14 protein-coding genes are annotated in these 25,081 nt (G+C 70.0%); 8 read left to right on the top strand and 6 right to left on the bottom strand.

Features of this window, described 5'->3' with window-relative positions:
- Nucleotides 1–79 precede the first annotated feature (79 nt).
- The 4 genes from CDO81_RS23285 to CDO81_RS23270 all read right to left on the bottom strand — a co-directional run bounded on the left by CDO81_RS23285 (nucleotide 80) and on the right by CDO81_RS23270 (nucleotide 5,934).
- Nucleotides 80–2,623 (bottom strand): diguanylate cyclase domain-containing protein, encoded by a 2,544-nt coding sequence (locus CDO81_RS23285; RefSeq protein WP_088485650.1) that lies wholly within the window; start codon nucleotides 2,621–2,623, stop codon nucleotides 80–82.
- A 140-nt stretch (nucleotides 2,624–2,763) separates the two neighbouring features.
- Nucleotides 2,764–4,275, bottom strand: coding sequence for a malonate--CoA ligase (locus CDO81_RS23280; RefSeq protein WP_088485649.1), 1,512 nt, complete (start codon nucleotides 4,273–4,275; stop codon nucleotides 2,764–2,766).
- Nucleotides 4,276–4,385: 110 nt separating this feature from the next.
- A complete protein-coding gene (locus tag CDO81_RS23275) occupies nucleotides 4,386–5,336 on the bottom strand; it encodes a Bug family tripartite tricarboxylate transporter substrate binding protein (protein WP_088485648.1) in 951 nt (316 codons plus the stop codon).
- Nucleotides 5,337–5,421: 85 nt separating this feature from the next.
- A complete protein-coding gene (locus CDO81_RS23270; protein WP_158218399.1) occupies nucleotides 5,422–5,934 on the bottom strand; it encodes a response regulator in 513 nt (170 codons plus the stop codon).
- Nucleotides 5,935–6,157: 223 nt separating this feature from the next.
- Here CDO81_RS23270 and uvrA point away from each other — a divergent pair, with 223 nt between their 5' ends.
- The 5 genes from uvrA (at nucleotide 6,158) to CDO81_RS23250 (ending at nucleotide 16,958) form a co-directional block, all read left to right on the top strand.
- Nucleotides 6,158–11,785: an excinuclease ABC subunit UvrA gene (gene uvrA, locus CDO81_RS23265; RefSeq protein WP_088485646.1), complete on the top strand. Its 5,628-nt coding sequence runs from the start codon at nucleotides 6,158–6,160 to the stop codon at nucleotides 11,783–11,785.
- A 96-nt stretch (nucleotides 11,786–11,881) separates the two neighbouring features.
- Entirely contained in the window at nucleotides 11,882–12,271 is a 390-nt protein-coding gene (locus tag CDO81_RS23260; RefSeq protein ID WP_088485645.1) for a hypothetical protein, read from the top strand.
- A 25-nt stretch (nucleotides 12,272–12,296) separates the two neighbouring features.
- Nucleotides 12,297–12,455 carry a hypothetical protein gene (locus tag CDO81_RS28250; RefSeq protein ID WP_158218398.1) on the top strand — a complete coding sequence of 53 codons (159 nt, stop codon included), beginning with the start codon at nucleotides 12,297–12,299 and terminating at the stop codon, nucleotides 12,453–12,455.
- A 12-nt stretch (nucleotides 12,456–12,467) separates the two neighbouring features.
- Complete coding sequence (locus CDO81_RS23255) at nucleotides 12,468–13,466, top strand: TerC family protein (RefSeq protein ID WP_088485644.1); 999 nt, start codon at nucleotides 12,468–12,470, stop codon at nucleotides 13,464–13,466.
- A gap of 819 nt (nucleotides 13,467–14,285) precedes the next feature.
- Entirely contained in the window at nucleotides 14,286–16,958 is a 2,673-nt protein-coding gene (locus CDO81_RS23250) for a prolyl oligopeptidase family serine peptidase (RefSeq protein WP_144397376.1), read from the top strand.
- A gap of 3 nt (nucleotides 16,959–16,961) precedes the next feature.
- Here CDO81_RS23250 and CDO81_RS23245 read toward each other — a convergent pair whose 3' ends face one another.
- On the bottom strand, nucleotides 16,962–19,799 hold the full coding sequence (locus CDO81_RS23245; RefSeq protein ID WP_088485642.1) for a serine/threonine-protein kinase: 2,838 nt from the start codon (nucleotides 19,797–19,799) through the stop codon (nucleotides 16,962–16,964).
- 4 nt (nucleotides 19,800–19,803) lie between these two features.
- Complete coding sequence (locus CDO81_RS23240; RefSeq protein ID WP_088485641.1) at nucleotides 19,804–20,352, bottom strand: ECF-type sigma factor; 549 nt, start codon at nucleotides 20,350–20,352, stop codon at nucleotides 19,804–19,806.
- 131 nt (nucleotides 20,353–20,483) lie between these two features.
- On the opposite strand from CDO81_RS23240, the gene CDO81_RS23235 reads away from it, so the two are divergent.
- Genes CDO81_RS23235 through CDO81_RS23225 form a run of 3 tightly spaced genes read left to right on the top strand, consistent with a single transcriptional unit; the run spans nucleotide 20,484 to nucleotide 25,081 of the window.
- Nucleotides 20,484–22,865, top strand: a complete 2,382-nt coding sequence (locus CDO81_RS23235; RefSeq protein WP_088485640.1) for a sensor histidine kinase — start codon at nucleotides 20,484–20,486, stop codon at nucleotides 22,863–22,865.
- Nucleotides 22,866–22,922: 57 nt separating this feature from the next.
- The gene (locus tag CDO81_RS23230) at nucleotides 22,923–23,363 is read left to right on the top strand and encodes a cyclic nucleotide-binding domain-containing protein (RefSeq protein ID WP_158218397.1); all 441 of its coding nucleotides are present in this window, start codon (nucleotides 22,923–22,925) and stop codon (nucleotides 23,361–23,363) included.
- Nucleotides 23,360–25,081: a sensor domain-containing diguanylate cyclase gene (locus CDO81_RS23225; RefSeq protein ID WP_088485638.1), complete on the top strand. Its 1,722-nt coding sequence runs from the start codon at nucleotides 23,360–23,362 to the stop codon at nucleotides 25,079–25,081. The genes CDO81_RS23230 and CDO81_RS23225 overlap by 4 nt, the downstream gene beginning before the upstream one ends.

Raw genomic sequence — 25,081 nt, 5'->3', positions numbered from 1 at the left:
AGGGAAGCGCCGCACTCTAGGAAGCCACCGGCCACCGCGCCACGAAGCGATGGACGCATCGATATGCGCAAATCTTCTGCTACATCACGCTGCCGCTGGCCCGCCCCCGGCCGGCGCGCTTGGCGTCGTACAGGCGGGCATCGGCTTCGGCCACGAGGGCTTCGAGGGTCATGCTGCCGGTCGTGGCCACGGCATAGCCGATGCTCAGGCCGATGCTCAGCTCCAGCTCGCCGATGTGATACGGCGCGCTCACCGCGGCCAGCAGCTTGGCCGAGACGGTGGCTGCATCGCTCGGATGCTGCAGCTGTGGCAGCAGCACGGCGAACTCGTCGCCACCCAGTCGCGCGACGAGGTCGCTGGGCCGCAGTGCATGGCGCATGCGCAGGGCCACGGCCTTGAGCAGCGCGTCGCCGGTCGGGTGGCCGTGCGCGTCGTTGACGGGCTTGAAGCGGTCCAGGTCGAGGTAGAGCAGCGCCAGGCGCTGGCCGGTGGTGCCGCTCAGCAGGTCGCGCGCGCCGTTCTCGAAGCCGCTGCGATTGAGCAGCTGGGTCAGCGGGTCGGTTTGCGAGGCGCGGCGCAGGCGCTCTTCCTCGCGCCGGGCCTCGGTCACGTCGAGCTCGATGGCGATGAGGCCTTCGATCTGGCCGCTCTGCACGCGCAGCGGGGCGTAGTGCGCCTCGAAGCGCCGACCATCGCGCTCGGCACTGTCGGGCAGCTCCAGACGCATCGTCTCGCCGGCCAGGGCGGCTGTCACCAGTGCTGAGCGACTGGCATAGGCGCGCTCGCCGAAGAGTTCTGCCAGCGACCGGCCCACCCAGTCCTGCAGTTCGATGCGGCGGTGCTCCGCAAAGGCGGCATTGAAGAACAACACCCGCGCGTCGGTGTCGGCCACCAGGAACTCGGCCCGTGCGGTGTGGGCAACGGCCAGCAGCATGGCCTCGCTGCGTTCGAGCTGGCGCTGGGCGCGCTGCTGCTCCGACACGTCGCGCAGGATGACCGATACGGTCTCGATGCGTCCGCGCACATCCACATGGGCGGTGACGAGGCAGTCCATCGGCACCTGGGTGTCAGCCAGTTGCAGCTCGACGCGCCCGCGCCAGTGGCCGTCGCGCAGGGCCTGGGGCAGCACCTGCTGTTCGTAGGCTTCGAGCTGCTGCGGGGTGAAGAAGTCGACGATGTGCACGTCCGTCAGCGCCGCCGCCGCGTCCATGCCCAGCCGCTGGCGCGCGGCGGGGTTCAGGTAGGTGACCTGACCATGTTCGCTGGCCTGGCAGACGAGGTCGGGTGTCATGTCGAAGATGGCCGCCAGGGTCTGGTGCGCCTTCGCCTGCTCGCCGCGTTCGGTCACGTCCTCCACCGTGCCGACCTGGCCAGCGACCTGGCCGTTGATGAACAGCGGTGCGGTGCGCAGCGCGATCCAGCGGATGCGGCCATCGTCGCCACGCTTCATCTTGCGCACCATGTCGATGGGCTCGCCGGTGCTCATCAGGTGCTTCCAGCGCTGGATGAGCATGTCGCGCTGCTCGGCTTGCACAAGCGTCGTCCAGCCCCAGGCCGCGTCCTCGCGCTTGAGGCCGTGCACGCGCAGGTAGGCGTCGTTCACGTAGACGATGCGGCCGCTGGCATCGGTGCGGAACAGGCCCAGCGGCATGGCGTTGCTGGTGGCCTGCAGCATCGCCTCGCGCAAGCGGGCATCGCGCTGCAACTGGCCCAGCCAGCGCGCCAGCAGCAACAGGCCGAGCGTGGCGGCCGCCGCCGTGACCAGCAGCAGGGTGCGCTGGCGCAGGTGCCGGGTCAGGGCGGCGTGCTCGGTGTCGGAGAGCAGCAGCTTCAGGCCGAAGTCGTCCAGCGTGACGAAGGCGCCCACGCGGGGGCGCCCGTCCGTGGCGGCGCCGGTGGTGGTGTAGAAGCCTTCCTGGCCGCTGAAGTCACGCCGCGCGGCAGGAAACTGCTCGAACAGGTTGCGGCCTACGAAACCGGCCACCTCCGGCCGGCGCGACAGCGCGACGCCGTCGCTGCGCATCACCACCAAGGCGGTCTCGCTGTTCGGCAGGAACAGGGCCTGGGCTTCCTGCAGGCGTTGCAGGTCCACCAGGGCCAGGGCCAGGACGTGGTCGCCCAGCGGCCGGGACAGGCGCAGGAACAGCGGCAGGCGCACGCGGTTGTCGTCCAGCCGGCCCGACAGGCGCAGCGGCAAGCCGACAAGCAGGCCGTCGGGCGACGTCGCCATGGCTTGATCAAACGCCGCGGTACCAGCAACGCTGGCGAAGTCATCCGCGGCGCCCGCCTGCAGCCGTCGCACCCGGCCGGTGGAGGTGACCAGCGCGATGTCGACGAACTGCCGGGTGCCGCTGCGCAGGCTGTCTGCCAGTTGCGTCAGGGCTGGCTCGTCCAGCACATGTCCTTCGTGGCTGTGGGTCAACCAGATGTCGATGGCGCGCAGTGCGCTTTCGGCCTGGCGCAGCACGGGTTCAGTCTGCATCGCCACGGCGCGCACGGCGGTGGCCTGCTCCTGGCGCTGTCGGGCCAGCAACTCGCGCGGTGTCTCGACGACGTACCAGGCGAGCAGCGCCCACATCACCACGAGCACCAGGCCGAAGGCGCCGGCCGGCGCCAGCAGCAAGGCGCGGTCGCGCCAGCGGCGGCGCCGGGCGAGCCGCTGGCGCTCGGCATCGGACGAGACTTCGGCGGTCGGAATGGCACCCTCCGTGGCAACTGGTGCAATTCATTGTGCGCCGCCGGCCTCGGCGCACCGCGTGATTTTTAGGCGCTGCCGAACAATCCGGCGTGTTGTTCGCGCAGCAGCTTTTTCTGCACCTTGCCCATCGCGTTGCGCGGCAGCTCCGGCGCCACGATCACCCGTTTGGGCACCTTGAAGCCGGCGATGCGGCCCTTGAGCGCCTGGATCAGGCCGTCGGGGTCGGGCACGCTGCCCTTGGCGGGCGTGACCACCGCCACCACGGCCTCGCCGAAGTCGGGGTGGGGTACGCCGATCACCGCGGATTCATCCACGCCGGGCAGTTCGTTCAGGAAGCCCTCGATCTCCGCCGGGTAGACGTTGAAGCCGCCGCTGATGACGAGATCCTTGCTGCGGCCGATCAGGGTGAGGTAGCCGTTGGCGCCCAGGCGCCCGACGTCGCCGGTCTTGAACCAGCCGTCGGCGGTGAATTCCTCGGCCGTCTTCTCGGGCATCTGCCAGTAGCCGCTGAAGACATTGGGGCCGCGCACCTGCACATGGCCGATCTCGTCGACCGCGCAGGCCTGGCCGGCGTCACTCACGACGCGCAGGCCCACACCCGGCAGCGCCGGGCCCACGGTGCCGCCGATGCGCTCGCCGTCTTGCGGCCGGCAGGGGTTGGAGGTCAGCATCAGCGTCTCGCTCATGCCGTAGCGTTCCAGGATGAGGTGGCCGGTACGGGCCTGCCATTCGCGCCAGGTCTCGATGAGCAGCGGCGCCGAGCCACTGATGAAGAGGCGCATGGCGCGGGTGTCGAGCGTCGTCTCCTGGAGCAGCCGCACGTAGAGCGTGGGCACGCCCATGAAGACGGTCGCCTCGGGCAGCCGACGGGCGACCGCTGCGGCATCGAACTTGTTGAACCACAGCATCTTGCTGCCGTTGAGCAGCGCGCCATGCGAGGCGACGAACAGGCCGTGCACATGGAAGATGGGCAGCGCGTGCAGCAGCACGTCGTCAGGTTGCCAGTCCCAGTACGCCTTGAGCGTCTGGGCGTTGCTCAGCAGGTTGGCGTGGCTGAGCATGGCACCCTTGCTGCGCCCGGTGGTGCCGCTGGTGTAGAGGATGGCGGCCAGGTCGCCGGGCGCCCGCGCCACGTGCTCGTGCACGTCGCTCATCTGCACGGCGCGCTCCAGCAGGGTGCCGCTGCGGTCGTCGTCCAGCGTGAACACCCAGCGCACGCCCCGCTGGAAGGCCAGCTTGCTGATCCATCCGAAGTTGCGGCTGGCGCAGACCACCACGCCGGGCGCGGCATCGGTGATGAAGTGCTCGAGTTCGCTGGCTTGGTAGGCCGGGTTCAGCGGCAGGTAGACGAGGCCGGCGCGCAGCACCGCGAGGTAGAGCAGCAAGCCCTCGACGCTCTTGTCGGTGTGCACCGCCACGCGGCTGCCGGCCGGCAGGTCCAGGCGCTGCAGCCAGTTGGCCAGCATGGCGCTGCCCCGTTCGAGGTCGCGCCAGGTGTAGAGGGCGCCATCGGCGTCGATGGCGGTCGTGTCCAGGTCGGCAGGGAAGCCGGCCCGCAGGGCGGAATAGAGATTCATGGGTGCGTCGAACTCAGTTGGGTCTTGATCCAGCGACTGCCATGGATCCGGCTTTGCCGGTCCATCGGCAGTGCCCCCTTCCCAAGGGGGCCGGCGCAGCCGGTAGGGGGTTAGTCCAATTTCGCTCCAGAGCGCTTGACGACCTCTGCCCAGCGCTTGACCTCGCCGCTGACGAACTGGCCGAAGGCGTCGCCGTAGAGGTTGGGTGTCTCGGCGCCCAGGCCGTGCCAGATGTTGCGGATCTCGTCGGTGGCGAACGCCTTGCGCAGTTCGGCCTGCATGGCCGCGATGGCCTCCTTGGCCGTGCCCTTGGGCGCCCAGAGGCCGTACCAGGTCGACACTTCGTAGCCCGGCACGCCGGCTTCCGCGGCGGTCGGCACGTCGGGGAAACCGACGGCGCGCTTGCTGCCCGCCACAGCCAGGGCCTTGATGCGGCCGCTCTTGATATGGGTGGCCGAGGAGCCCAGGCCGTCGAACATCAGGTCGACCTGACCGGCGATGAGGTCCTGCAAGGCCGGGCCCGAGCCGCGGTAGGGGATGTGGGTGATGAAGGTCTTGGTCTGCAGCTTGAACAGCTCGCCCGCCAGGTGGTGGGAGGTGCCATTGCCGGCCGAGCCGTAGTTGAGCTTGCCCGGCTTGGCCCGGAGCGCGGCGAGCAGCCCTTTCAGGTCGGCGACCGGCACCTGCGTGGGGTTCACGACGACGACCTGCGGCACGCTGGCCAACAGGGCCACCGGGGTGAAGTCGTCTTCCAGCCGGTAGTCCAGCTTCGGGTACATGGCCGGCGCAATGGCGTGGTGCACGGCGCCCATGAAGAAGTTGCTGCCGTCCGCCGGCAGCTTGGCCGCAATGCTGGCGCCCACCGTGCCGCCCGCGCCCCCTTTGTTGTCGATGATGACTTGGCGGCCCATCTGCTTCGTGAGCTGGGCCGTCAGCGGCCGGGCGAAGGCGTCGGTGCCGCCGCCGGCGGGAAAGGGCACGATCCAGGTGGCGGGTTTGCTGCCCTGGGCCTGGGCCAGCCAGGGCGTGAGCAGGGCAGGCAGCAGCGTGCGTCGCTTCATCGGCTTGTCTCCGTCAGATGTGGCGGGCGATTATGGGCAGGGCCCGGCCCGGCACAACCTGGGGTTGACCAGCGCGACTTGGCCGTCAGCTCGGGTCCGGCAGCTTGAGCCAGCGCTGCAGGCGGCTGCGCAGCGCGATGAAGTCCAGCGGCTTGGTCAGGTGCTCGTCCATGCCGGCTTCCAGGCTGGCGGCCACGTCGGCGTCCAGCGCATGGGCGGTCAGGGCGAGGATGGGGAAGTTGGGCAGGCTGCCGTCGCGCTGCTGGGCGCGCAGGCGGCGGGCGCATTCCAGGCCATCCATGCCGGGCATCTGGATGTCCATCAGCACCAGGTCGGGCGCGGCTTCAGCGCAGGCGGTGAGGGCTTCCAGGCCGTTGCGGGCCAGTCGCGCCTGCACGCCCATCAAGGACAGGAACTCCAGGGCTACGACCTGGTTGATGTGGTTGTCTTCCACGAGCAGCACCTGGGCCAGGCGGGCGCAGGGGGACGTGCCTTCATCGCCGGGCTGCGGCTGCCCGCCGCGGTCACCCTCGGTGGCGGCATTCAGCCAGTAGGGAACCAGCGCAGGCACTGGCTCGGGCAACCTCGACTCTTCCATCCCCATGTCCTTGATGCGTTTGTTGTTATTGTGGCCTGTGTCAAGCCGCGCCCGATTGTTGCCGCAGCCGCGGGCGCGGTGCAACCCGATGCCCCACGTTCGAGGTGAGGCATGACGGGCGGATGTCGGGTGCAATCCCCCTACACCGTTCGCGAGTGCTGACAGTTTCCGTCAGTGGGCGTCCCTACACTGCCCGCCTTTGTCGTTTTGGCACCCCCCTGCAATGACTGACGGTCTGATCCGCATCCGAGGCGCTCGGCAGCACAACCTCAAGAACCTCGACCTCGATCTGCGCACGGCGGAACTCACCGTCGTCACCGGGCCCAGCGGCTCGGGCAAGTCCAGTCTCGTCTTCGACACCCTGTACGCCGAGGGCCAGCGTCGCTACGTGGAGACGTTCTCCGCCTATGCCCGGCAATTCCTGGACCGCATGGACCGCCCGGCGGTCGACAAGGTCGACGGCGTCCCACCCGCGATCGCCATCGACCAGACCAACCCGGTGCGCACCAGCCGGTCCACGGTGGGCACGATGACGGAGCTGAATGACCACCTGAAGCTCCTCTATGCCCGCGCCGCGGAACTTTTCGACCGCAAGACGGCCTTGCCCGTCAGGCATGACACCGCCCAGAGCATTTATGCGGAGCTGATGGCCCGCACCCAGGCCGACGACCCTCGCCTGGTGCTGAGCTTCCCGGTCGAGCTGCCGGCCAACACCAGCCCGGAGCAGGTGCAGCAGTGGCTGTCGGCCAGCGGTTTCACGCGGGTGCAGGGCGAGCGCGACGTGGACGGCAAGAAGGTGCTCGACGTGGTGGCCGACCGCTTCCGCATCCAGGGTGCCGACAAGCAGCGCGCCATGGAAGCCATCGAGCTCTGCCTGAAGCGCGGCAGTGGCCGCGTGAATGTTCACGTGGGTGACGACGGCGCCACACTCTGGCGCTTCTCCACCGGCCTTCATTGCCCGGAAAGCGATCTGCGCTACGCCGACCCGCAGCCGGCACTGTTCTCGTTCAACTCCGCCTTCGGGGCCTGCGAGGCTTGCCGCGGCTTTGGTCGCGTCATCGGCGTGGACCTGGGCCTGGTCATCCCGGACGAGCGCAAGACGCTGCGCAACGGCGCCATCAAGCCGATGCAGACGCCGGCCTGGAAAGACAGCCAGGACGACCTGCTCAAGTACGCCGGCGAGGCCGGCATCCCCCGCGACACGCCCTGGAAGGAGCTGAGCCCGGCGCAGCGCGACTGGGTCATCAACGGCACGCCGAACTGGAACGGCAACTGGAACAAGCAGTGGTACGGGGTCAAGCGCTTCTTCGACTACCTGGAGAGCAAGGCCTACAAGATGCACATCCGGGTGCTCTTGTCCAAGTACCGCAGCTATACCGAATGCCCGAGCTGCCGCGGCGCGCGCCTCAAGACCGAGGCGCTGCTGTGGCGCGTGGGCAGCAAGGCCCTGGCGGATGCTGCGCTGCCGCCGGCCCAGCGCTTCCTGCCGGTGGGCGTGGACTGGACGCGCGAGCAGCTGGAGGCGCTGCCGGGCCTGTCGCTGCATGACCTGATGCAGCTGCCCATCCAGCGCCTGCGCGATTTCGTCGACGGGCTGCAGTTGCCCAGCACGATGCTCGACGAGGCGCTCAAGCTGTTGCTCGACGAGATCCGCCACCGCAGCCGCTACCTCTGCGACGTGGGTCTGGGCTATCTGACGCTGGACCGCCAGAGCCGCACGCTCTCCGGCGGCGAGGTGCAGCGCATCAACCTCACCACGGCCCTGGGCACCTCGCTGGTCAACACCCTCTTCGTGCTCGACGAGCCCAGCATCGGCCTGCATCCGCGCGACATGGGCCGCATCGTGCAGGCCATGCAGCGGCTGCGGGATGCCGGCAACACCCTGGTGGTGGTGGAGCACGACCCGGCCGTGATGCTCGCGGCAGACCGCCTCATCGACATGGGCCCCGGCCCGGGTGAGCGCGGCGGCCAGATCGTGTTCGACGGCACGCCCGAGACCATCCGCGCCGCCGACACCTTGACCGGGGCGTACCTGGGTGCCCGCAAGCACGTCGGCATGGGGCTGAAGCGCCTGGTGGAGGAGAACACGCCCCGCCTCATCCTCGAAGGCGTGCGCGAGCACAACCTGAAGGACGTGTCGGTCGAGTTCCCGCTGCAACGGCTGGTGGTGGTGACCGGCGTGTCGGGCTCCGGCAAGAGCACGCTGATGCAGGACGTGCTTTACCCCGCGCTGGCGCGCCAGTTCGGCAAGGCGACCGAGTCGCCCGGCGCGCATGAGCGCCTGCTGGGTGCTGACCACCTGGCCGACGCGGTCTTCGTCGACCAGAGCCCCATCGGCAAGACAGCGCGCTCGAATCCGGCCAGCTACGTCGGCGCCTTCGACGAGATCCGCAAGCTGTTTGCCGAGGCGCCGCTGGCCGTCGAGCGCAGCTACAGCGCCGGCATGTTCAGCTTCAATGCCGGTGACGGCCGCTGCCCGACCTGTGGCGGCTCGGGCTTCGAGCATGTGGAGATGCAGTTCCTCAGCGACGTCTACCTGCGCTGCCCGGACTGCGACGGCAAGCGCTTCCGTGCCGAGATGCTGGACGTGAAGCTCAGCCTCAAGGGGCGTGACCTGAGCGTGTCCGACGTGCTGGAGCTGACCGTGGCCGAGGCGGTGCACCTGTTCAGCGAGCACCGCGCCGTGGTGCTGAAGCTGCAGCCCATCGTCGACGTGGGCCTGGAGTACGTGCGCCTGGGCCAGCCGGTGCCCACGCTCTCCGGCGGCGAGGCCCAGCGCCTGAAGCTCGCCGGCTTCCTGGCCGAGGCCGCCAGCAGCCCGCGTTTCGGCGTGGCCAAGAAGGGCACGCTCTTCCTGTTCGACGAGCCCACCACGGGCCTGCACTTCGACGACATCGCCAAGCTGATGCGCGCGATGCGCAAACTGCTGACGGCCGGCCACTCGCTCATCCTGATCGAGCACAACCTCGATGTCATCCGCGCGGCCGACTGGCTGATCGACCTCGGCCCTGAGGGCGGTGACGCGGGCGGCGAGATCGTTTGCGTCGGCACGCCGGAGGAGGTCGCGAAGCACCGCAGCTCGCACACCGCCGCCGCGCTGCGTGACTATGCGCTGCACATGGACCGCCCGGCCGTGGCCGTGGAGGAGGGTCGCCCGCTGCAGCAGCTCATCCAGGCACGGCGCGCGGCCGACGAAGCCATCAAGATCGTCAACGCCCGCGAGCACAACCTCAAGGGCCTGAACGTCGAGATCCCGCGCGGCAAGTTCAATGTGGTGACCGGCGTGTCGGGCTCGGGCAAGAGCACGCTGGCGTTCGACATCCTGTTCAACGAGGGCCAGCGCCGCTACCTGGAGTCCCTCAACGCCTACGCGCGCAGCATCGTGCAGCCGGCCGGCCGGCCGGAGGTAGACGCGGTGTGGGGCATCCCGCCCACGGTGGCCATCGAACAGCGCCTGTCGCGCGGCGGCCGCAAGAGCACGGTGGCGACCACCACCGAGGTCTGGCACTTTCTGCGGCTGCTCTACGTGAAGCTCGGCGTGCAGCACTGCGTGCATGACGGCGCGCCCGTGCGCCCGCAAAGCGTGGAGAGCATCGCGGCCCAGCTGATGCGCGACTACCGCGGCCAACACGTCGGGCTGCTGGCGCCGCTGGTGGTCAACCGCAAGGGCGTCTACACCGACCTGGCCAAGTGGGCCAAGGGCCGCGGCCATACGCATCTGCGCGTGGACGGCGAGTTCCTGCCCACCTCGCCCTGGCCGCGCCTGGACCGCTTCAAGGAGCACACGCTGGAGCTGCCGGTGGGTGACCTCGTCATCGAGCCGGCGCGCGAGGCGGAGCTGCGCGAGCTGCTGGCCAAGGCGCTGGACGCCGGCAAGGGCGTGCTGCACCTGCTGGCGCCGCTGGACGGCCTGAGCAGCGCGCTGGCAGCCGGCGAGACCGGCCGCGGCATCGGCCAGGTCAAGGTCTTCTCCACCAAGCGCGCCTGCCCGGTCTGCGGCACGAGCTACCCGGAGCTGGACCCGCGCCTGTTCTCCTACAACTCCAAGCACGGCTGGTGCGGCAGCTGCGTGGGTACCGGCCTGCAGCTCACCCGCGAACAGCGCCGCGCGCTGGACGACAGCGTGCAGGCGGAGGACAACCGCGGCCGAGAGCAGAGCTTCCCGTCCGAAGAGGCCGAGGTCGAGGGCCTGACCGATGCGCCATGCCCGGACTGCCACGGCACCCGCCTGAACCCCACGGCGCGCTCGGTCGAGTTCGACGACAAGGGCATCGGCGAGGTGGCTGCCTGGAGCGTCGGCCAGGCCCGCGACTGGGTGAAGGGCCTGCGCCTGGAAGGGCGCGATGCCGACATCGCCCGCGACGTGGTCAGCGAGATCCTCGGGCGGCTGGAGTTCCTGGAGGAGGTGGGCCTCGGCTACCTGACCCTGGACCGTGCCGCGCCCACGCTCTCCGGCGGCGAGGCCCAGCGCATCCGGCTGGCGGCCCAGCTCGGCAGCAATCTGCAGGGCGTGTGCTATGTGCTGGACGAGCCCACCATCGGCCTGCACCCGCGCGACAACCAGATCCTGCTCAAGGCCCTGTCCACCCTGGGCGACAAGGGCAACACGCTGGTGGTGGTGGAGCATGACGAGGACACCATCCGCCGGGCCGACCACATCATCGACATCGGCCCCGGGGCCGGCAAACGCGGTGGGCGGGTCGTGGCCCAGGGCACGGCGGCCGAGCTGGCCGCGCAGCCCGACTCCACCACGGGCCGCATGCTGGCGCATCCGCTCATCCACCCGCTGCAGGAACGGCGTGCGGTCGATGCCGACACGCCGCGTCTCACGGTGCTCAACGCCGCGTTGCACAACCTCCAGGGCGTGACGGTGGACGTGCCGCTCAAGCGCCTGGTGGGCGTGACGGGCGTGTCAGGCTCGGGCAAATCCACGCTGGCGCGTGACGTGCTGCTGGCCAACATGGCGGTCGCCGTGCCGCTGCGCAAGTCGCCGGCCAAGTGGCAGGGCTGCGATGGCATCGAAGGCCATGCCCAGGTCGACCGCGTGCTGGAGGTCGACCAGACTCCCATCGGCAAGACGCCGCGCTCCTGCCCGGCGACCTACATCGGCTTCTGGGACGCCATCCGCAAGCTCTTCGCCGAAACCCTGGAGGCCAAGGCCCGCGGCTACGGGCCGGGCCGCTTCAGCTTCAACACCGGCGAGGGTCGCTGCCCGGGCTGCGAAGGTCAGGGCATGAAGACCATCGAGATGAGCTTCCTGCCGGACGTGAAGGTGCCGTGCGACCAGTGCCACGGCCAGCGCTTCAACCCCGAGACCCTGGGTGTGACCTGGCGCGGCAAGAGCATCGGCGACGTGCTGCAGATGGAGGTGGACGAGGCGGTGGAGTTCTTTGCCTCCATGCCGTCCATCGCGCATCCGCTGCAGTTGCTGAAGGACGTGGGCCTGGGCTACCTGACGCTCGGCCAGCCGTCGCCCACGCTGTCGGGCGGCGAGGCGCAGCGCATCAAGCTGGTGTCGGAGCTGGTCAAGGTGCGCGATGACGTTACGCGCCGCGGCCAGAAGGCGCCGCACACGCTGTACGTGCTGGACGAGCCCACCGTGGGCCTGCACATGGCCGATGTGGAGCGGCTCATCCGTGTGCTGCACCGGCTGGTGGCGGGCGGGCATTCGGTGGTGGTCATCGAGCACGACCTGGACGTCATCGCCGAAGCCGACTGGGTGCTGGACCTGGGGCCGGAAGGTGGCACGGCCGGTGGCCGCGTCGTCGTGCAGGGCACACCCGAGCAGGTGGTGGCCAGTGGCAGCCACACCGGCGTCGCGCTGGCCCCGGTGCTGGCGCGCACGGCGTAACTTCGGTTTTTCGGAAGTCTGCGCTCGGAGAACTGCGCTTCTCCGGGCGTCTCCTGCTGCGGACACTGCGCACCTCGTTGTGGACGGAGGTGCGTGATGGCGCTGTTGCTGTGGAGTGTGGTGGGTGTGCTGATGGCCGTGTGGTCGGTCATCGTCTGGCTCGGCCAGTGGCTGCTGACCGTGCTGCTCGGTGGCGCCGGCCACCTGCCTGTCAAGGATCTCGCCCTGCCCGAGGGCTGGACGCGCTGGCTGCCGCAGGGCGTGTCCGAGTCCATCACGCAGGGCATCGAAGCGGCGCAACCCTGGTTCCAGACGGTGCTGGACACCATGCCCGCCCTGGCCGGCGGCGTGACGGTGCTGGCCTGGATCACCTGGGCGGTCGGCGCGGCGCTGTTGCTGCTGGCGGGCGGCGCCTCGCACGCCGCGCTGCGTTGGTGGCAGCGCAGCCAGGTGCCGCCGGTGCGCGCCACCCTGATCACTTCCTGATTTCCTGAACCTGACGGAGCCTGAAATGGACACCCTCACTCTTCTGTGCCTGCTGCTCGCCGCGGTACTCTGCGCCGCGGCGTGGCAAGCCTGGCGCATCGGCAACGAGCGCCGCGACGTGACCTTGCTCGGGGTCGGTGGCGGTGTTTCAGCCGCCGGTGCGGCGCTGTCCTTTCTGCTCTGACGAAAGCCTTTGATGGAACTCCTTCTGAACTTCCTGCAATCCGACTTCCTGGGCAAGCCTGCCTGGCTGTGGCTGAGCTTCCTGGGCGTCGTGGTGACGCTGCTGGCCTTCGACCTGGGCGTGCTGCACAAGGACGACCATGAGATCGGCGTGCGCGAGAGCCTGCTGCTGTCGGCCGGCTACATCGGCGTGGCCCTGGCCTTCGGCGCCTATGTGTGGTGGTACCTCGGCGCACAGGCCGGCATGGACTACTACACCGGCTTCATGATCGAGAAGTCGCTGTCCATGGACAACGTCTTCGTCATCGCGCTGATCTTCAGCTTCTTCGCGATTCCGCGGCTGTACCAGCATCGCGTGCTGTTCTGGGGCATCCTGGGCGTCATCGTGCTGCGCGCGATCATGATCGGCCTGGGCGCGACGCTGGTGAGCCAGTTCAGCTGGATCCTGTACCTGTTCGGTGCCTTCCTGGTGCTCACCGGCATCAAGATGTGGTTCATGGTCGACCATGAGCCGGACATCGCCAACAACCCGCTGCTGAAGTTCCTCAAGAAGCACATGCGCGTGACGGACGGCCTGCGCGGCAATGCCTTCTGGGTGAAGGAAGCCGACCCCAAGACCGGCCGCGTGGAGCGCTTCGCCACGCCGCTGTTCCTGGCCCTGCTGCTGGTGGAGTTCGTGGACCTGATCTTCGCGGTGGACTCGGTGCCGGCGATCTTCGCGATCACGACCGACCCCTTCATCGTCTACACGAGCAACATCTTCGCCATCCTGGGCTTGCGCGCGCTGTACTTTGCGCTGGCCGCGATGATCCACCGCTTCAAGTACCTGAAGTACGCCCTGGCCTTGGTGCTGGTGTTCATCGGCAGCAAGATCTTCCTGGTGGGCTTCATCGGCAAGGTGCCTGCGGTGGTGTCGCTGAGCGTGACCTTCGGCCTGATCGCGGGTGGCGTGATAGTGTCGATGTGGAAGACACGCGGCGAGACCGCGGAGTTGGCGGCCAAGGCCAACTGAGTTGGCGGGGGCTTTGGGCCCCCTGTGGCACGAGACCTCTCGGTGGCGTTGGGCTGCGGGGAGGTCTTTTTGTTTGGGGTCTTTGGCGGCGCGGCCTCCGGCATGGATGTGGAGGCCTTTGCTGAGAGCCTTTCGACTCGGTGCACCGTGCCGGGAGTCCGCCCCGGCGGGCGAGTAACTTTTCTCTGTCGCGCCAGAGAAAAGTCACCAAAAGAGAGGCGCTGAACCGCAAGTCATCGCCCTGGTGCTGAAGCTCACGCGCGAAAACTCGTGCTCGGCTTGTGCGCCGAAGCGACCCGCTGCGCTCTCGCTGCTGTCCCTGTCACGAGCATCATCTATCGCCCCTTCACGCCCGTTAACGCCGGCTGCACGCCGGGCTCACCAATGAATGCAGCTGACGCCACGACGCGCCGTCGACGGCGCTTGGTTTTCAACTCGTGAGTTCGGCGTGCAGCCGACGTTGACCGCACAAGCGGTGGATGACGCGGGCTCTGGATAGGGTCAGCAGCGAGAGCGCAGCGGCTCGCCTCGGCTGAGGCTCTGAGTATTTGTTTTCGCGCGATGTCCGTCGCAGGCCAGAGGCGACTTGCGGTTCAGCGCCTCTTCTTTGGTGACTTTCTTCTGGCGCAGCAGAAGAAAGTTACCCGCCCGCCGGGGCGGACTCCCGGCACGGTGCACCGAGCGGCAAAGGCTCATTGCAAAGCCTTCCCTTCGCGTTCGTCGCCAAAGCCGCGCCCCCCGTGACCAACAGCCCCCCGCCCTCCCATCCCTAGAATGCGCCGCCCCTCCATCCCCAGGGGCCCCATTCAGGAGACCCCCTTGAAGCCCGTCACCCTGGCCGCCCTCGGCAGCCTGACCCTCGCGCTGGCCCTGTCGGCCACCACGCCGCTGCAGGCGCAAACCCCGGTCGCCAACACCCCGGTCGCCAACACCGCGGCGCCGACGCTGGAGCAGATCTTCCGCGCCCAGCCCTACCGTGGCGAGAACGCCAAGGAGGCCGCCTTCAGCAAGAGCGGTCGCTACCTCGCCTACCTGTGGAGCCCGTTCGGCGAGCCGGGCAGCGACCTGTGGGTCCATGACACCCGCACCGGCAAGACAACGCGGGTCACTTCACCGCAGGTCATGGCGGCCTTCGAGGCGCCCGAGGACATGGCGCGGTTCGAGAAGAAGCTGCAGCAGCGCAATACCGAGTACGCCGAGCGCCAGGCGCGCGAAGTCGCGCAGCAGGCCTACCTGCGCGGTGAGAAGGTCGATCTGTCGCAGTGGGAAACCGCGGCCATCGAGCAGCTCAAGAAAGAGCTGGCCGAGAAGAAGGCCAAAGACGACGCGCAGAAGGCGGCCGACAAGGCCGACGCCGACGCCGAGAAGTACGCAGCGGCGGTGCTCGCCGCCAAGCGTGCCGGCAAGCCGGCCCCGGCGCCTTCGCCGGCCGCTTCGGCGCCCGACAAGAAGGACGACAAAGAGAAGGAACTCTGGGAGCTGCGCGACGAGCTGAAGAAGAAACTCGCCCGCGAGAAGCTCAAGCCCGCCGACCTCTACCCCGGCCCCGCTCAGTTCGTGTGGGCCAACAAGGCCGATGAGCTGGTGTTCCAGTACCGCGGCGGCCTGTACCGCTGGCAGCCGGACGCCAAGGCGCCGATGCCGCTGGTGGCGACGCAGCGGGAGCTGCGCACCGTGGCCTACACGCCCGACGACAACGGCTTCATCTACATGGACGAGACCCGTGTGCTGCGCCTGTCGTTCAAGCAGGCCGGCGTGCAGGTGGTCAACCGCGAGCTCATCCACCCGGACGACGAGCAGAAGAAGTACCGCATCGACCAGACCGTCATCAGCGAGGACGGCCGCTGGATGTCGCTGCTGGCCCGCGCGCCGCTGAAGACCGCGGATGACAAGCCCGCGCCGCCGGGGCGTCAGGTCGAGATCATGAACTACAGCGAGCGCTGGGCCACGGCCAAGAAGGTCAACCGCGAGGTGTCCGACGACAAGCGCACCGAGAAGCCGCTGGCCCTCTACATCCGCGCCGTGCCGGCGGGGGCCGAGCCGCCGCGCAAGCAGCCCGAGCCGGTGTTCACCAACAACGGCGGCGATGTCTGGTTCGAGATGAGCGACGTGGCCTGGGCCAAGGACGGCAGCCGCTATGCCTTCGCGACCTGGGAGCGCGAGAAGGAGCTGCTGCGCGTCTACCTGGGCCAGGCCTCGGAGACAGCCAAGCCCGAGATGGTGCTGGAGCGCCGCGGCGACGTGGGCCACGAGGTGGTCAACGTGCTCAAGCCGCGCTTCACGCCTGACGGCAAGACCCTGGTGCTGGCGCTCGATGAAGCCGGCTGGCGCCAGCCCTATGCCATGGATGTGGCCACCCGCGCGTTGCGGCCGCTGCTCAAGGGCGAGTTCGAGGCGCACCAGGTGATCGGCTTCACGGCCGACAGCAAGACCCTGTACGTGCTGGGCAACCTGGGCGACACGGCCGCCATGAACGTGCTGCGCGTGGACATGGCCACCGGTACCACGCAGGCCGTCGGCGCTGCGGGCGAGTTCCATCGCAGCGCGGCGATGTCGGAAGACGGTCGCTGGGTGGCGGCCAACGCCGGCAACTGGGCACGCCGCCCCGAGCTGAAGCTGCTGGCTACCGATGCCCGCTCCCCGGCGCGGGTGCTGACTGACAGCAGCGACAAGGCCCTGGCTGACCTCAAGCTGCTGCAGCCGGAGCGCTTTGCGTACAAGAACCGCCACGGCGACCGCATCGAGGCCTACGTCTTCAAGCCCGCCGGCTGGCAGGCCAGCGACAAGCGCCCGGCGGTGGTCTACGTCTACGGCGGCCCGCTGAACGACCGGCACATCGTCGAGGTCGACAGCTTCCAGAACACGGCCTATCTGTTCGGCCAGTACATGGCGGCCAAGCACGGCTATGTGACCATCGCCGTCGACCCGCGCGGCCACAGCAACTACGGCCGCAAGTTCTCGGACGCCAACTGGGAACGCGCTGGCGAGCCGCAGGCCGAAGACCTGGAGGACCTCGTCAAGCTGATGCCCGCGCAGTTCGGGGTCGACGGCGCTCGCATCGGTCTGAACGGCTGGAGCTTCGGCGGCTTCCAGACCCAGTACACGATGTACACGCGGCCCGACCTGTTCGCTGCCGGCATTGCCGGCGCCGGCCCGACGGAATGGGAGAACTACAACAGCTGGTACAGCGGCCGCACCATTGGCAAGGTCGATCGCAGCAAGCCGGTGCTGCGCAAGTACTCGCTGCTGCCCCTGGCCAAGGGCCTGAAGAAGCCGCTGATGCTGGTGCATGGCATGCAGGACCCCAATGTGCTCTACCAGGACACGGTCAACGTCTACCGTGAGCTGCTGGACTCGGGCAAGGAGTCACTGGTCGAGCTCTTCCTCGACCCGGACGGCGTGCATGCGCTGGGCGGTGTGGTCAAGCCCGCCGGCTGGCATCGCAAGTACGAGGCGTTCTGGCTGCAGCACCTGGGGCGCGTGGCGCCTTGAGATTCAACCGCGGGCGGCCAGGGCGGCGTCCAGCCGCTTGAGCGGCGCCTGCCGGTAGCTCGCCGCCCAGGGCCGCGTGGCAAAGCTGCGCCGGGCCAGCTCTGCCTCATGCCGGGCCAGGGCGCGGTCGCCCTGGGCCAGCGCGCACGCGCCGGTGAGGGCATGCAGCCGCGCGAGGTCGGTGTCCAGCGGGTCGTCGCGGGTGCGGCTGGCCAGGGCCAGGCTAGCCTGCAGGTCGGCCAGACCGGTGGCGGACTGTTGCAGCGCGCAGCGGGCCTCCCCGCGCAGGGCCAGGGCCTGCTGCGTGTCGTACAGGCTGATGCGGTCGTTGTCTGCGGGCCGGATCAGCTCGGCCGGCAGGCTGGCGAGGGCTTCCTTCGGGCGGCCGCCGTCCTGCAGCGCCCGCGCCCGGGCCAGCTGCACCAGGTGGCTGAAGCGGCGCGGGTTGGCGGCATTCGGCCCCTCCACCGGCGGGAACTCCGGCGCCCCGTCCAGCAGCGCCAGCGCGGCCTGCGAGCGTCCGCCGGCTGACAGATTGGTGGCGGCCGCCATGTACTGGAAGGCCGTCAGCGGGTGGCGCGCGTAGCCGCCGTCGATGCGGGCCTGCAGGGCCATGCGGAAGTAGCGGTCCGCCTCGTCATGCCGGCCCAGGGCTTCATAGATTTCCCCCACGGTGTGGCCCAATCGCAGCCGCTCGGGCGGCGTGCGCGCATCGGCCTCCAGGGCAGCACGGCTGCGCTCGATCAGCGGCAATGCCGCCCCGATGTCGCCGCTGCGGGACAGCACGCTGGCCTCGTACAGGTCCAGCGGCGCGGTCACTTCGTCCGGCAGCGCGTCGCCGCGGGCCGCGAGCCGGCTTCGGCTGGCGCGGATGGTGGCCAGGGCCTCCTCGGCGCTGATCTGGAAGTAGCCGGTGTACCGGGCCGTGGCCATGCGCGCGGCGATCAGGGCCGAGCGCACCGCATGGGCGCCGCCGAGCTGGTCCAGCGTGGCCAGGGCCGCGTCGAGCTGGGCCTGCAGTTCGCGGCGTTCGTGGCTCCCGAGCAGTGCGTCGGCGGCGGCCAGCCGCAGGGCGACCACGTCCAGCGAATGGGGGCCGGCGGCCGACAGGCCGATGGACACCGCGCGTTGCAGCCGGGGCAGGGCTTCGTCGCGGCGGTTCTCGGCCAGCAGCAGCCGGCCGCGCAGCGACTGGGCCCAGGCGGACGCCAGGCTGGCCGGCGGCGCGTGGGCTTCCAGTGCAGCGAGCTGCGGCGCTGCTTCGGCAAAGCGATGGCGGGCGATCAGGCTGCGCAGCAGCAGCACCTCAGCCTCCAGGTCGCCCGGCTGCAAGGCGAGCGCCGCGCGCGCGCTGGCCTCCGCGGCGTCCGGCTCCCGGGCATCGAGCTGAAGCGCCGCCTGCAGTCGCCAGGCCCGAGCGCGCTCGGTCGGGCGGGCCTGCGATTCGTCCAGCGCCGCCAGGCGCCGGCGGCTGACCTCCACAGCCAGGCGCGGCGCGCCCATGTCGGCCAGCAGCTGGCTCAGGCCGGCGTACATCTCGGCCTTGGCCGCGGGCTCGAAGCGGGGCTCGATCAGCGCGGTGCTGCGGGCCAACAGGGCAGCCGGTGTCTGCGCCGCGGCCGAGGCGGGCGACTGCAGCTTGAACACCTCGTTCACGAAGGCTCGTGCCGCCTGCTCGCGTTCCACGGCGTTGGCGGCACGCTGGGCCTGCACGACGGCCACACCGGCGCCCAGGCCCAGCGTGACCAGCACGCTGGCGGCCAGCGCGACCGCACGCCGGTGGCGCTGGCCGGCCGGCCCCAGGCGCTGGGCCTCGGCCTCCAGCGCGGCAGCGAAGTCAGCGGCCGAAGCCGGGCGGTGCGAGGGCAGCGGCGACAGCGCGCGCATCAGCAGCGCGTCGGTCCCGCGGCGCAGGGCTCGGGCGCGCGCCGGGTCGGTGCAGCGCTCGCTGGGCGGGCGCAGCGAGTCGGCGTCCCGTGGGCCGGCCTTGCCGTGGGGCAGTTCGCCGCACAGGAGCTCGTAGGCCAGCACGCCCAGCGAATAAATGTCGGCCGACTCGTTCGGGGCCGCGCCGGCCAGCTGCTCCGGGGCGGCGTGGGCCGGCGTGAGGCCGGCCGAGGTGGGCGTGGCAGCGGGGCCAGCGCGCAGCGTGGCGACGCCGAAGTCCAGCAGCCGTGGTGTGCCATCGGCCGCCACCATCACATTGCCGGGCTTCAGATCGCGGTGGATGACCCCGCGGGCATGCGCATGCGCGACGGCGCGCGCCACCTGGGCCATCAACTGCAGTGTGGCCGGCACGTCCAGCCCGGCCTGCTGGACGTGCCGATCGATGGGCGCGCCCGCCACCAGTTCCATCGCAAGGTAGGGCCGCCCCTGGGCGTCCAGTCCGGCGTCGTAAAGGCGGGCGATGTGGGGGTGCTCCAGGCGCGCGGTGATGCGCAGCTCGGCCGCAAGACGTTCGGCCAGGGCGGCGTCCGACTGCGGCGCCCGCCGTGAACGCCGCGGCAGCTTGAGGGCCACCTCCCGGTCGAAGACGCCGTCCGCCCGGGCGGCCCGCCAGACACTGCCCATGCCGCCGCGGCCGATCTCCTCGATCAACCGCCACGGGCCGATGCGCTCGCCCGGTGTGGCCGGCGGCGGCTCGGTCAGGCGCGGCAGCTGCTGCAGGGCGCCATTGCCGGCCAGGGCGTCGTGGTCGGCCAGCATCTGGGCGAGGGCGTCGCGCCAATGCGGATGGGGCAGGGCGGCCAGCCACGCCTCGCGCTCGGCCGCCGGCAGGGCCAGCGCGTCGTCGAGCAGCGTGCTCAGCGCGGCCAGGTCGTCGGTGCTCAGCGCGGTCATGGGGTCAGGATTGGCGCAGCAGCGCCAGGAGCAGCAGGCGCGCCTTGTCCCAGTCGCGGCGCACGGTGCGCTCGGTCAGGCCCAGCACCTCGCCGATCTCCACCTCGGTGTAGCCGCCGAAGTAGCGCATCTCGACCACCTGGGCCAGGCGCGGCTCGGCAGCCTGCAGCGCGGCCAGGGCCTCGTGCAGGCGCAGGACCTCGTCGGCCTCCGACGTGAGGGCGAGTTCGGCCGCTGTGTCCAGGGTCAGCGGCTCGCCGGCGCGCGGACGGCGCAGGCTCTCGACGATGAATTCCCGCATGAAGCGGGCGGCGAAGGTGAAGAACTCGCGGCGCGACTCCGGCCTGAGCCGGCTGCCGCGTGCCAGCCGCAGGTAGCTCTCGTGCACCAGCTGGGTGGTGTGCAGCCCGCCGGCATGGCCGCCGCCATCGCGCAGGCGGGCGCTGGCCAGCTCGCGCAGTGCCGGGTAGGCGGCGGCGAACAGGGCGTCCTGCGCGGCGGTGTCGCCCGCGTTCACTCGGGCGATCAGCGCGTCCATTTCATGCTCGTCCATCCCGACATCTTGCCGCAGACGCTGGCAGGTGCGCTGTCCCGTGAACCGGTGCGGGAAAGCTTCTGTGCGGCACTCGCACCGGGTGCAGGATTTTGCGAGACGGCGCGCCAGCTTGCCCTAAGCTCGCGGCCATGGTGACCCTGGACCTGCCGCCCGATGAAGCCCAACGCCTGGCCCGCCTGGCCGCGCTGTGCGTCATGGATACCGAGCCCGAGCCGCTCTTCGACCACCTGGCTGCCCTGGCCGCGCAGATCTGCGGCACGCCGGTGGCCCTGCTCGGGCTGATGGACGAGCGCCGCCAGTGGTTCAAGGCCGCCGTGGGCTTCGGCCGCGACGAGACGCCGCGGGCGCTGACCTTCTGTGCCCACACGCTGCTGGCCGACGGCTTGTTCGAGGTGCAGGATGCGCTGCTGGACGAGCGCTTCGCTGCCCATCCCGACGTGCTGGCCAACCCGGCGCTGCGCTTTTATGCCGGCGTGCCGATCCGGCTCGACGACGGCAGCCACCCCGGCACCCTGTGCGTGGTGGATTTCCAGCCGCGCGAGCTGACCGAGCACCAGCGCGAAGCCCTGTTGCGCCTGGCCGATGCAGCCGCCGAAGCATTGATGATGCGCGAGCGGGCGATGGCCGCTGGCCCGGGCAGCGAGCCGGGCCAGGCGTTTTCGGTGTTGGCCGAGACCGCCCCGCTGGGGGTGTTTCGCACCGATGCCTCGGGGCGTTTCGTCTACACCAACAGCACCTGGCAGGAGATGACCGGCCTGACGGCCGCCGAAGCCCTGGGGGACGGCTGGGCCGCCACGCTGGCGCCGGGCGATCGCGCCGAGGTGTTGCACCAGTGGCGTCGAAGCATCGAGCGGCGCGAGGCCTTCGAGATGCGCTACCAGGTGCGGCGCGACAGTGGTCTGCGCCAGGTGGTGGCCCGCGCACGCCCGCTGCTGGCCAGCGCTGGCTTGCTGTGCGGCTATGTGGGCATCGTCGAGGACGTGACCGACCGCATCACCGCCGAGCGCGAGCTGCGCGAGAGCAAGGCCCTGCTCGACCGCACCGGCCGCGTGGCCGGCATCGGCGGCTGGAGCCTGGACCTGCAGACCGAGGAAATGGTGTGGAGTGACCAGACCTGCCGCATCCACGACCTAGAGCCGGGCCACCGACCCACGCTGCAGGAGTCGTTCAGCTACTACAAGCCCGAGGCCCGGGCGGCCATCGAGAGTGCCGTGCGGCGCGGCATGCAGCATGGCGAGCCCTGGAGCCTGGAGCTGCCGCTGGTGACGGCCAAGGGCCGGGAGATCTGGGTGCTGGCCCAGGGCCAGGTCGACTGGCAGGACGGCCTGCCGGTGCGGTTGGTCGGCGCCTTCCAGGACGTGACCGAGCACCACCGCGCGGCGGTCGAGCTGGAGCACAACCGCCAGCGCCTGCGGGCGCTGTACGAAGCCACGCCGGCCCTGATGCATTCGGTCGACGCGGCGGGCCGGGTCCTGAGCGTGTCTGACCGGTGGCTGCAGCGCCTGGGCTACAAGCGCCAGCAGGTGATCGGCCGCTCGCTGGAAGATTTCATGACACCCGAGTCGGCTCGCCTGGCGCGCGAGGTGCACCGGCCCGCCCTCTGGCGTGACGGCCAGCTGACCGATTGCGCGGTGCAGCTGATCTGCGCCGATGGCCAGTTGCGCGACATGCTGATCTCGGCCGTGGCCGAATACACCGCAGAAGGCCGGCCGCTGCGCGCGCTGGCGCTGGTGAACGACATCACCGAAGACCTGCAGCGCCGGGCCGCCCTGGCGCATGAGCAGCAGATGCGGCGCCAGACGGAGCGCCATGTGCAGGAACTCGACCAGTTGCTGCGTGAGCGATCAGAAATGCTGGATGTGCTGGCCCACGAGGTGCGCCAGCCGCTGAACAATGCCAGCGCCGCCTTGCAGAGCGCGGCGGCGAGCCTCGCCGGCCGGGGCGAGCTGGAGGCGCAGATGCGGCTGACGCGGGCCCAGTCCGTGCTGGCGCAGGTGCTGGCCGGCGTGGACAACACCTTGGCCGCCGCCAGCCTGCTGGCCGGGGGCGGGCGCATCGCGCGCGAGGATGCCGACATCGACACCCTGATCGCCGTGACCATCGCCGACCTGCCGCGCGAGCAGCGTGGGCGCGTGGTGGTGCACCGCCACACGGCCACACGCACCGCGCTGATGGACATGAGCCTGCTGCGGCTGGCCTTGCGCAACCTGCTCTCCAACGCGCTGAAGTACTCGCCGGCCAGCAGCAGCGTCGCGCTGCATGTGATGGATTTCGACGAGCCGCCGGCCCTGCAGCTGGAGGTGGCCGACACCGGCCCGGGCATCTCGCGCGAGCTGATCCCCCGCCTCTTCACCCGGGGCGCTCGGGGCAGCGCCGGTACCGAGTCGACCCATGGCCTGGGCCTGTACATCGTGCGGCGGGTGATGGACATGCACGGCGGCAATGCCGAGCTGTTGCGTACCGGCCCCTTGGGGACGGTCATGAGATTGACCTTGCCTCAGGCCGACTAGACTCGGCGCGCCTCAGCTTCGCCTTGGCCTGCGATGCCCCTGCGCCTTGAAACTGCGATGCTCCTTGAACGGGTCGACCGGGTGACCCGGGTCATGGTGCTTTGCCAGAAGGTGCGCGGCGCCCTGGTGGCGGCAAGGCGGCCGCCCCCTGGGCGCCGCCGAACCGTGACGGCTGACACGACTTTGTGGCGCCAGCGCGATGCGGCCATCGCAAGGCTCGACGCCAAAGCCGGTAACCTGCGTCAGGTCGAGCATGAAAAGGCCCTGCCTGCGGGTGCTCTCGCGGGTGATCTGGGTCTGAGTGCGCCCGACAACCGTCGCACGCTCACGCTGGAGGCCGTGAGTGATGGCGTCGTCTACAGCCTGACTGCCGAAGAGATGGCCTTGCTCTACTACCAGAACCCCAAGCTCGGGTTCCACGTCATGCGCCTGATCGTTGCGCGCCTGATGCGCGATGCGCAGCGCCATCGGCCTGCGGTGGCGCCCCTGCCCGCATGAAGGGGCACTGGAGTCTGCGGGGCCAGCTCAGCGTGGTGCTGGGCGGGTTGGCCCTGGCCATCCTGGGCAGCGTCGGCGGCTACCTGGGCAGCCTGGCGACCGACGAGCTTTTCGCGGCCCAGCAGGCGGTTGTCCGCTCGACGGCGCAGTCCGCTGCCGAGTTGCTGGCCTCCCAGCTGCGCGACCGCGAGCGCGAGATCGAGCTGCTCAGCTTGTCCCCGCACCTGATGCAGGGGCCCCTCGATTCCGCCGCCGTGCGCGATTCCCTCGACCGGCGGGCCGCCCTGCATGACGAGTTCGCCTGGCTCGGCGTGACGGATACAGAAGGCAAGGTCCTGCAGGCCACCAGCGGCATGCTCGCCGGGCGTTCCGTGGCGCAGCGGGACTGGTTCATTGCCGCGCGTGAGCGGGTGTACGTGGGCGACGTGCATGAGGCCAAGCTGCTCGCGACCATGCTGCCGTCCCAACCGTCGGGCGAGCCGACGCGCTTCATCGACTTTGCCGCCCCCATCCGGGATGCCGACGGGCGGCTGCGCGGCGTGGTGGGAGCGCACGCGCACTGGCGCTGGATCACCGGCCTCGTCGACGGGGTCACCCGGCGCCAGGGGGCCAGCAGCAGCATTGATGCCCTGATCCTGGACCGTGAAGGTCGCGTGCTCTACCCCGAGCTGCTGAAGGTCGCGCAGGCCGAAGGTCAGCCGGTGCTGCCGACGGCCCTGGTCAACGGCCGGTTCGAGGGCGCGCTGCGGTTTGGCGACGGGCGTGACTACCTCACCAGCGAGGCCCTGCTCCACGCGCGGACGAATGCCGAGCTCGGCTGGCGCATCGTGGCCCGGCAGCCACTGGAGGTGGCCCTGCGGCCGGTACACGACTTGCGCCGTGAACTGCTGCTGCTCGGTGTCTTCGTGGCGGCTGCCTTGACCCTCGCCTGCCTGATGCTGGCGCGGCGTGTGAGCCGGCCCGTGGAAGAGCTGGCCCGTATCGCCCGTCGTGTGGAGGCGGAACGCGAAGTGCCGGAGTTCCCGCGCGAGCCCGCCTTCCGCGAGCTGACCCAGCTCAGCGACTCCATGCGCTCGATGGCGCAGTCATTGATCGAGACGGAGCATGTCCTCCAGAAGACGAATGCCACGCTGGAGTCTCAGGTCCAGGAGCGCACGGCGGAACTGCAGGCTGCCAACGCGGCCTTGGAGCACCTGGCCACGCGCGACCCGCTGACCGGCCTTCACAACCGCCGCAGCCTGGATGCGCGGCTGGACGAAGCCTTGGCGCTGGACCGCCGCTACGCCGTGCAGAGCGGCCGTGTCCATGGCCTGCTGCTGATCGACGTCGACCACTTCAAGCACATCAATGATGCCCACGGCCACCCTGCCGGCGATGCCGTGCTGCGCCAGCTCGCGCAGCTGTTGCTGAGCACGCTGCGCGTGAGCGATCTGGCCGCGCGTTTCGGTGGCGAGGAGTTCGCGGTCTTGCTGCCCGAGTTGGCGGGTGCGGTGGATGCCATTGCCGCCGCGGAGAAGATCCGCCAGACGGTGGAAGCCGCCCGCTTCGGCGCCGTGGGGCGGGTCACGGTCAGTGTCGGGGTCAGCCTGGTGTCGCCGGATGACGGCGATGTGCGCCCGCTGGTGGACCGGGCTGATGCGGCGCTGTACGAGGCCAAGCGCAGCGGCCGCAACACCGTGGTGTTGAAGACCGCCGAGCCGGGTCTGCCGCCGCGCTGA

The sequence above is a fragment of the Roseateles puraquae genome (assembly GCF_002205845.1).
GTDB classification, from domain to species: Bacteria; Pseudomonadota; Gammaproteobacteria; order Burkholderiales; family Burkholderiaceae_C; genus Pelomonas; species Pelomonas puraquae.
This window is presented reverse-complemented; position numbering and strand designations above follow the sequence as displayed.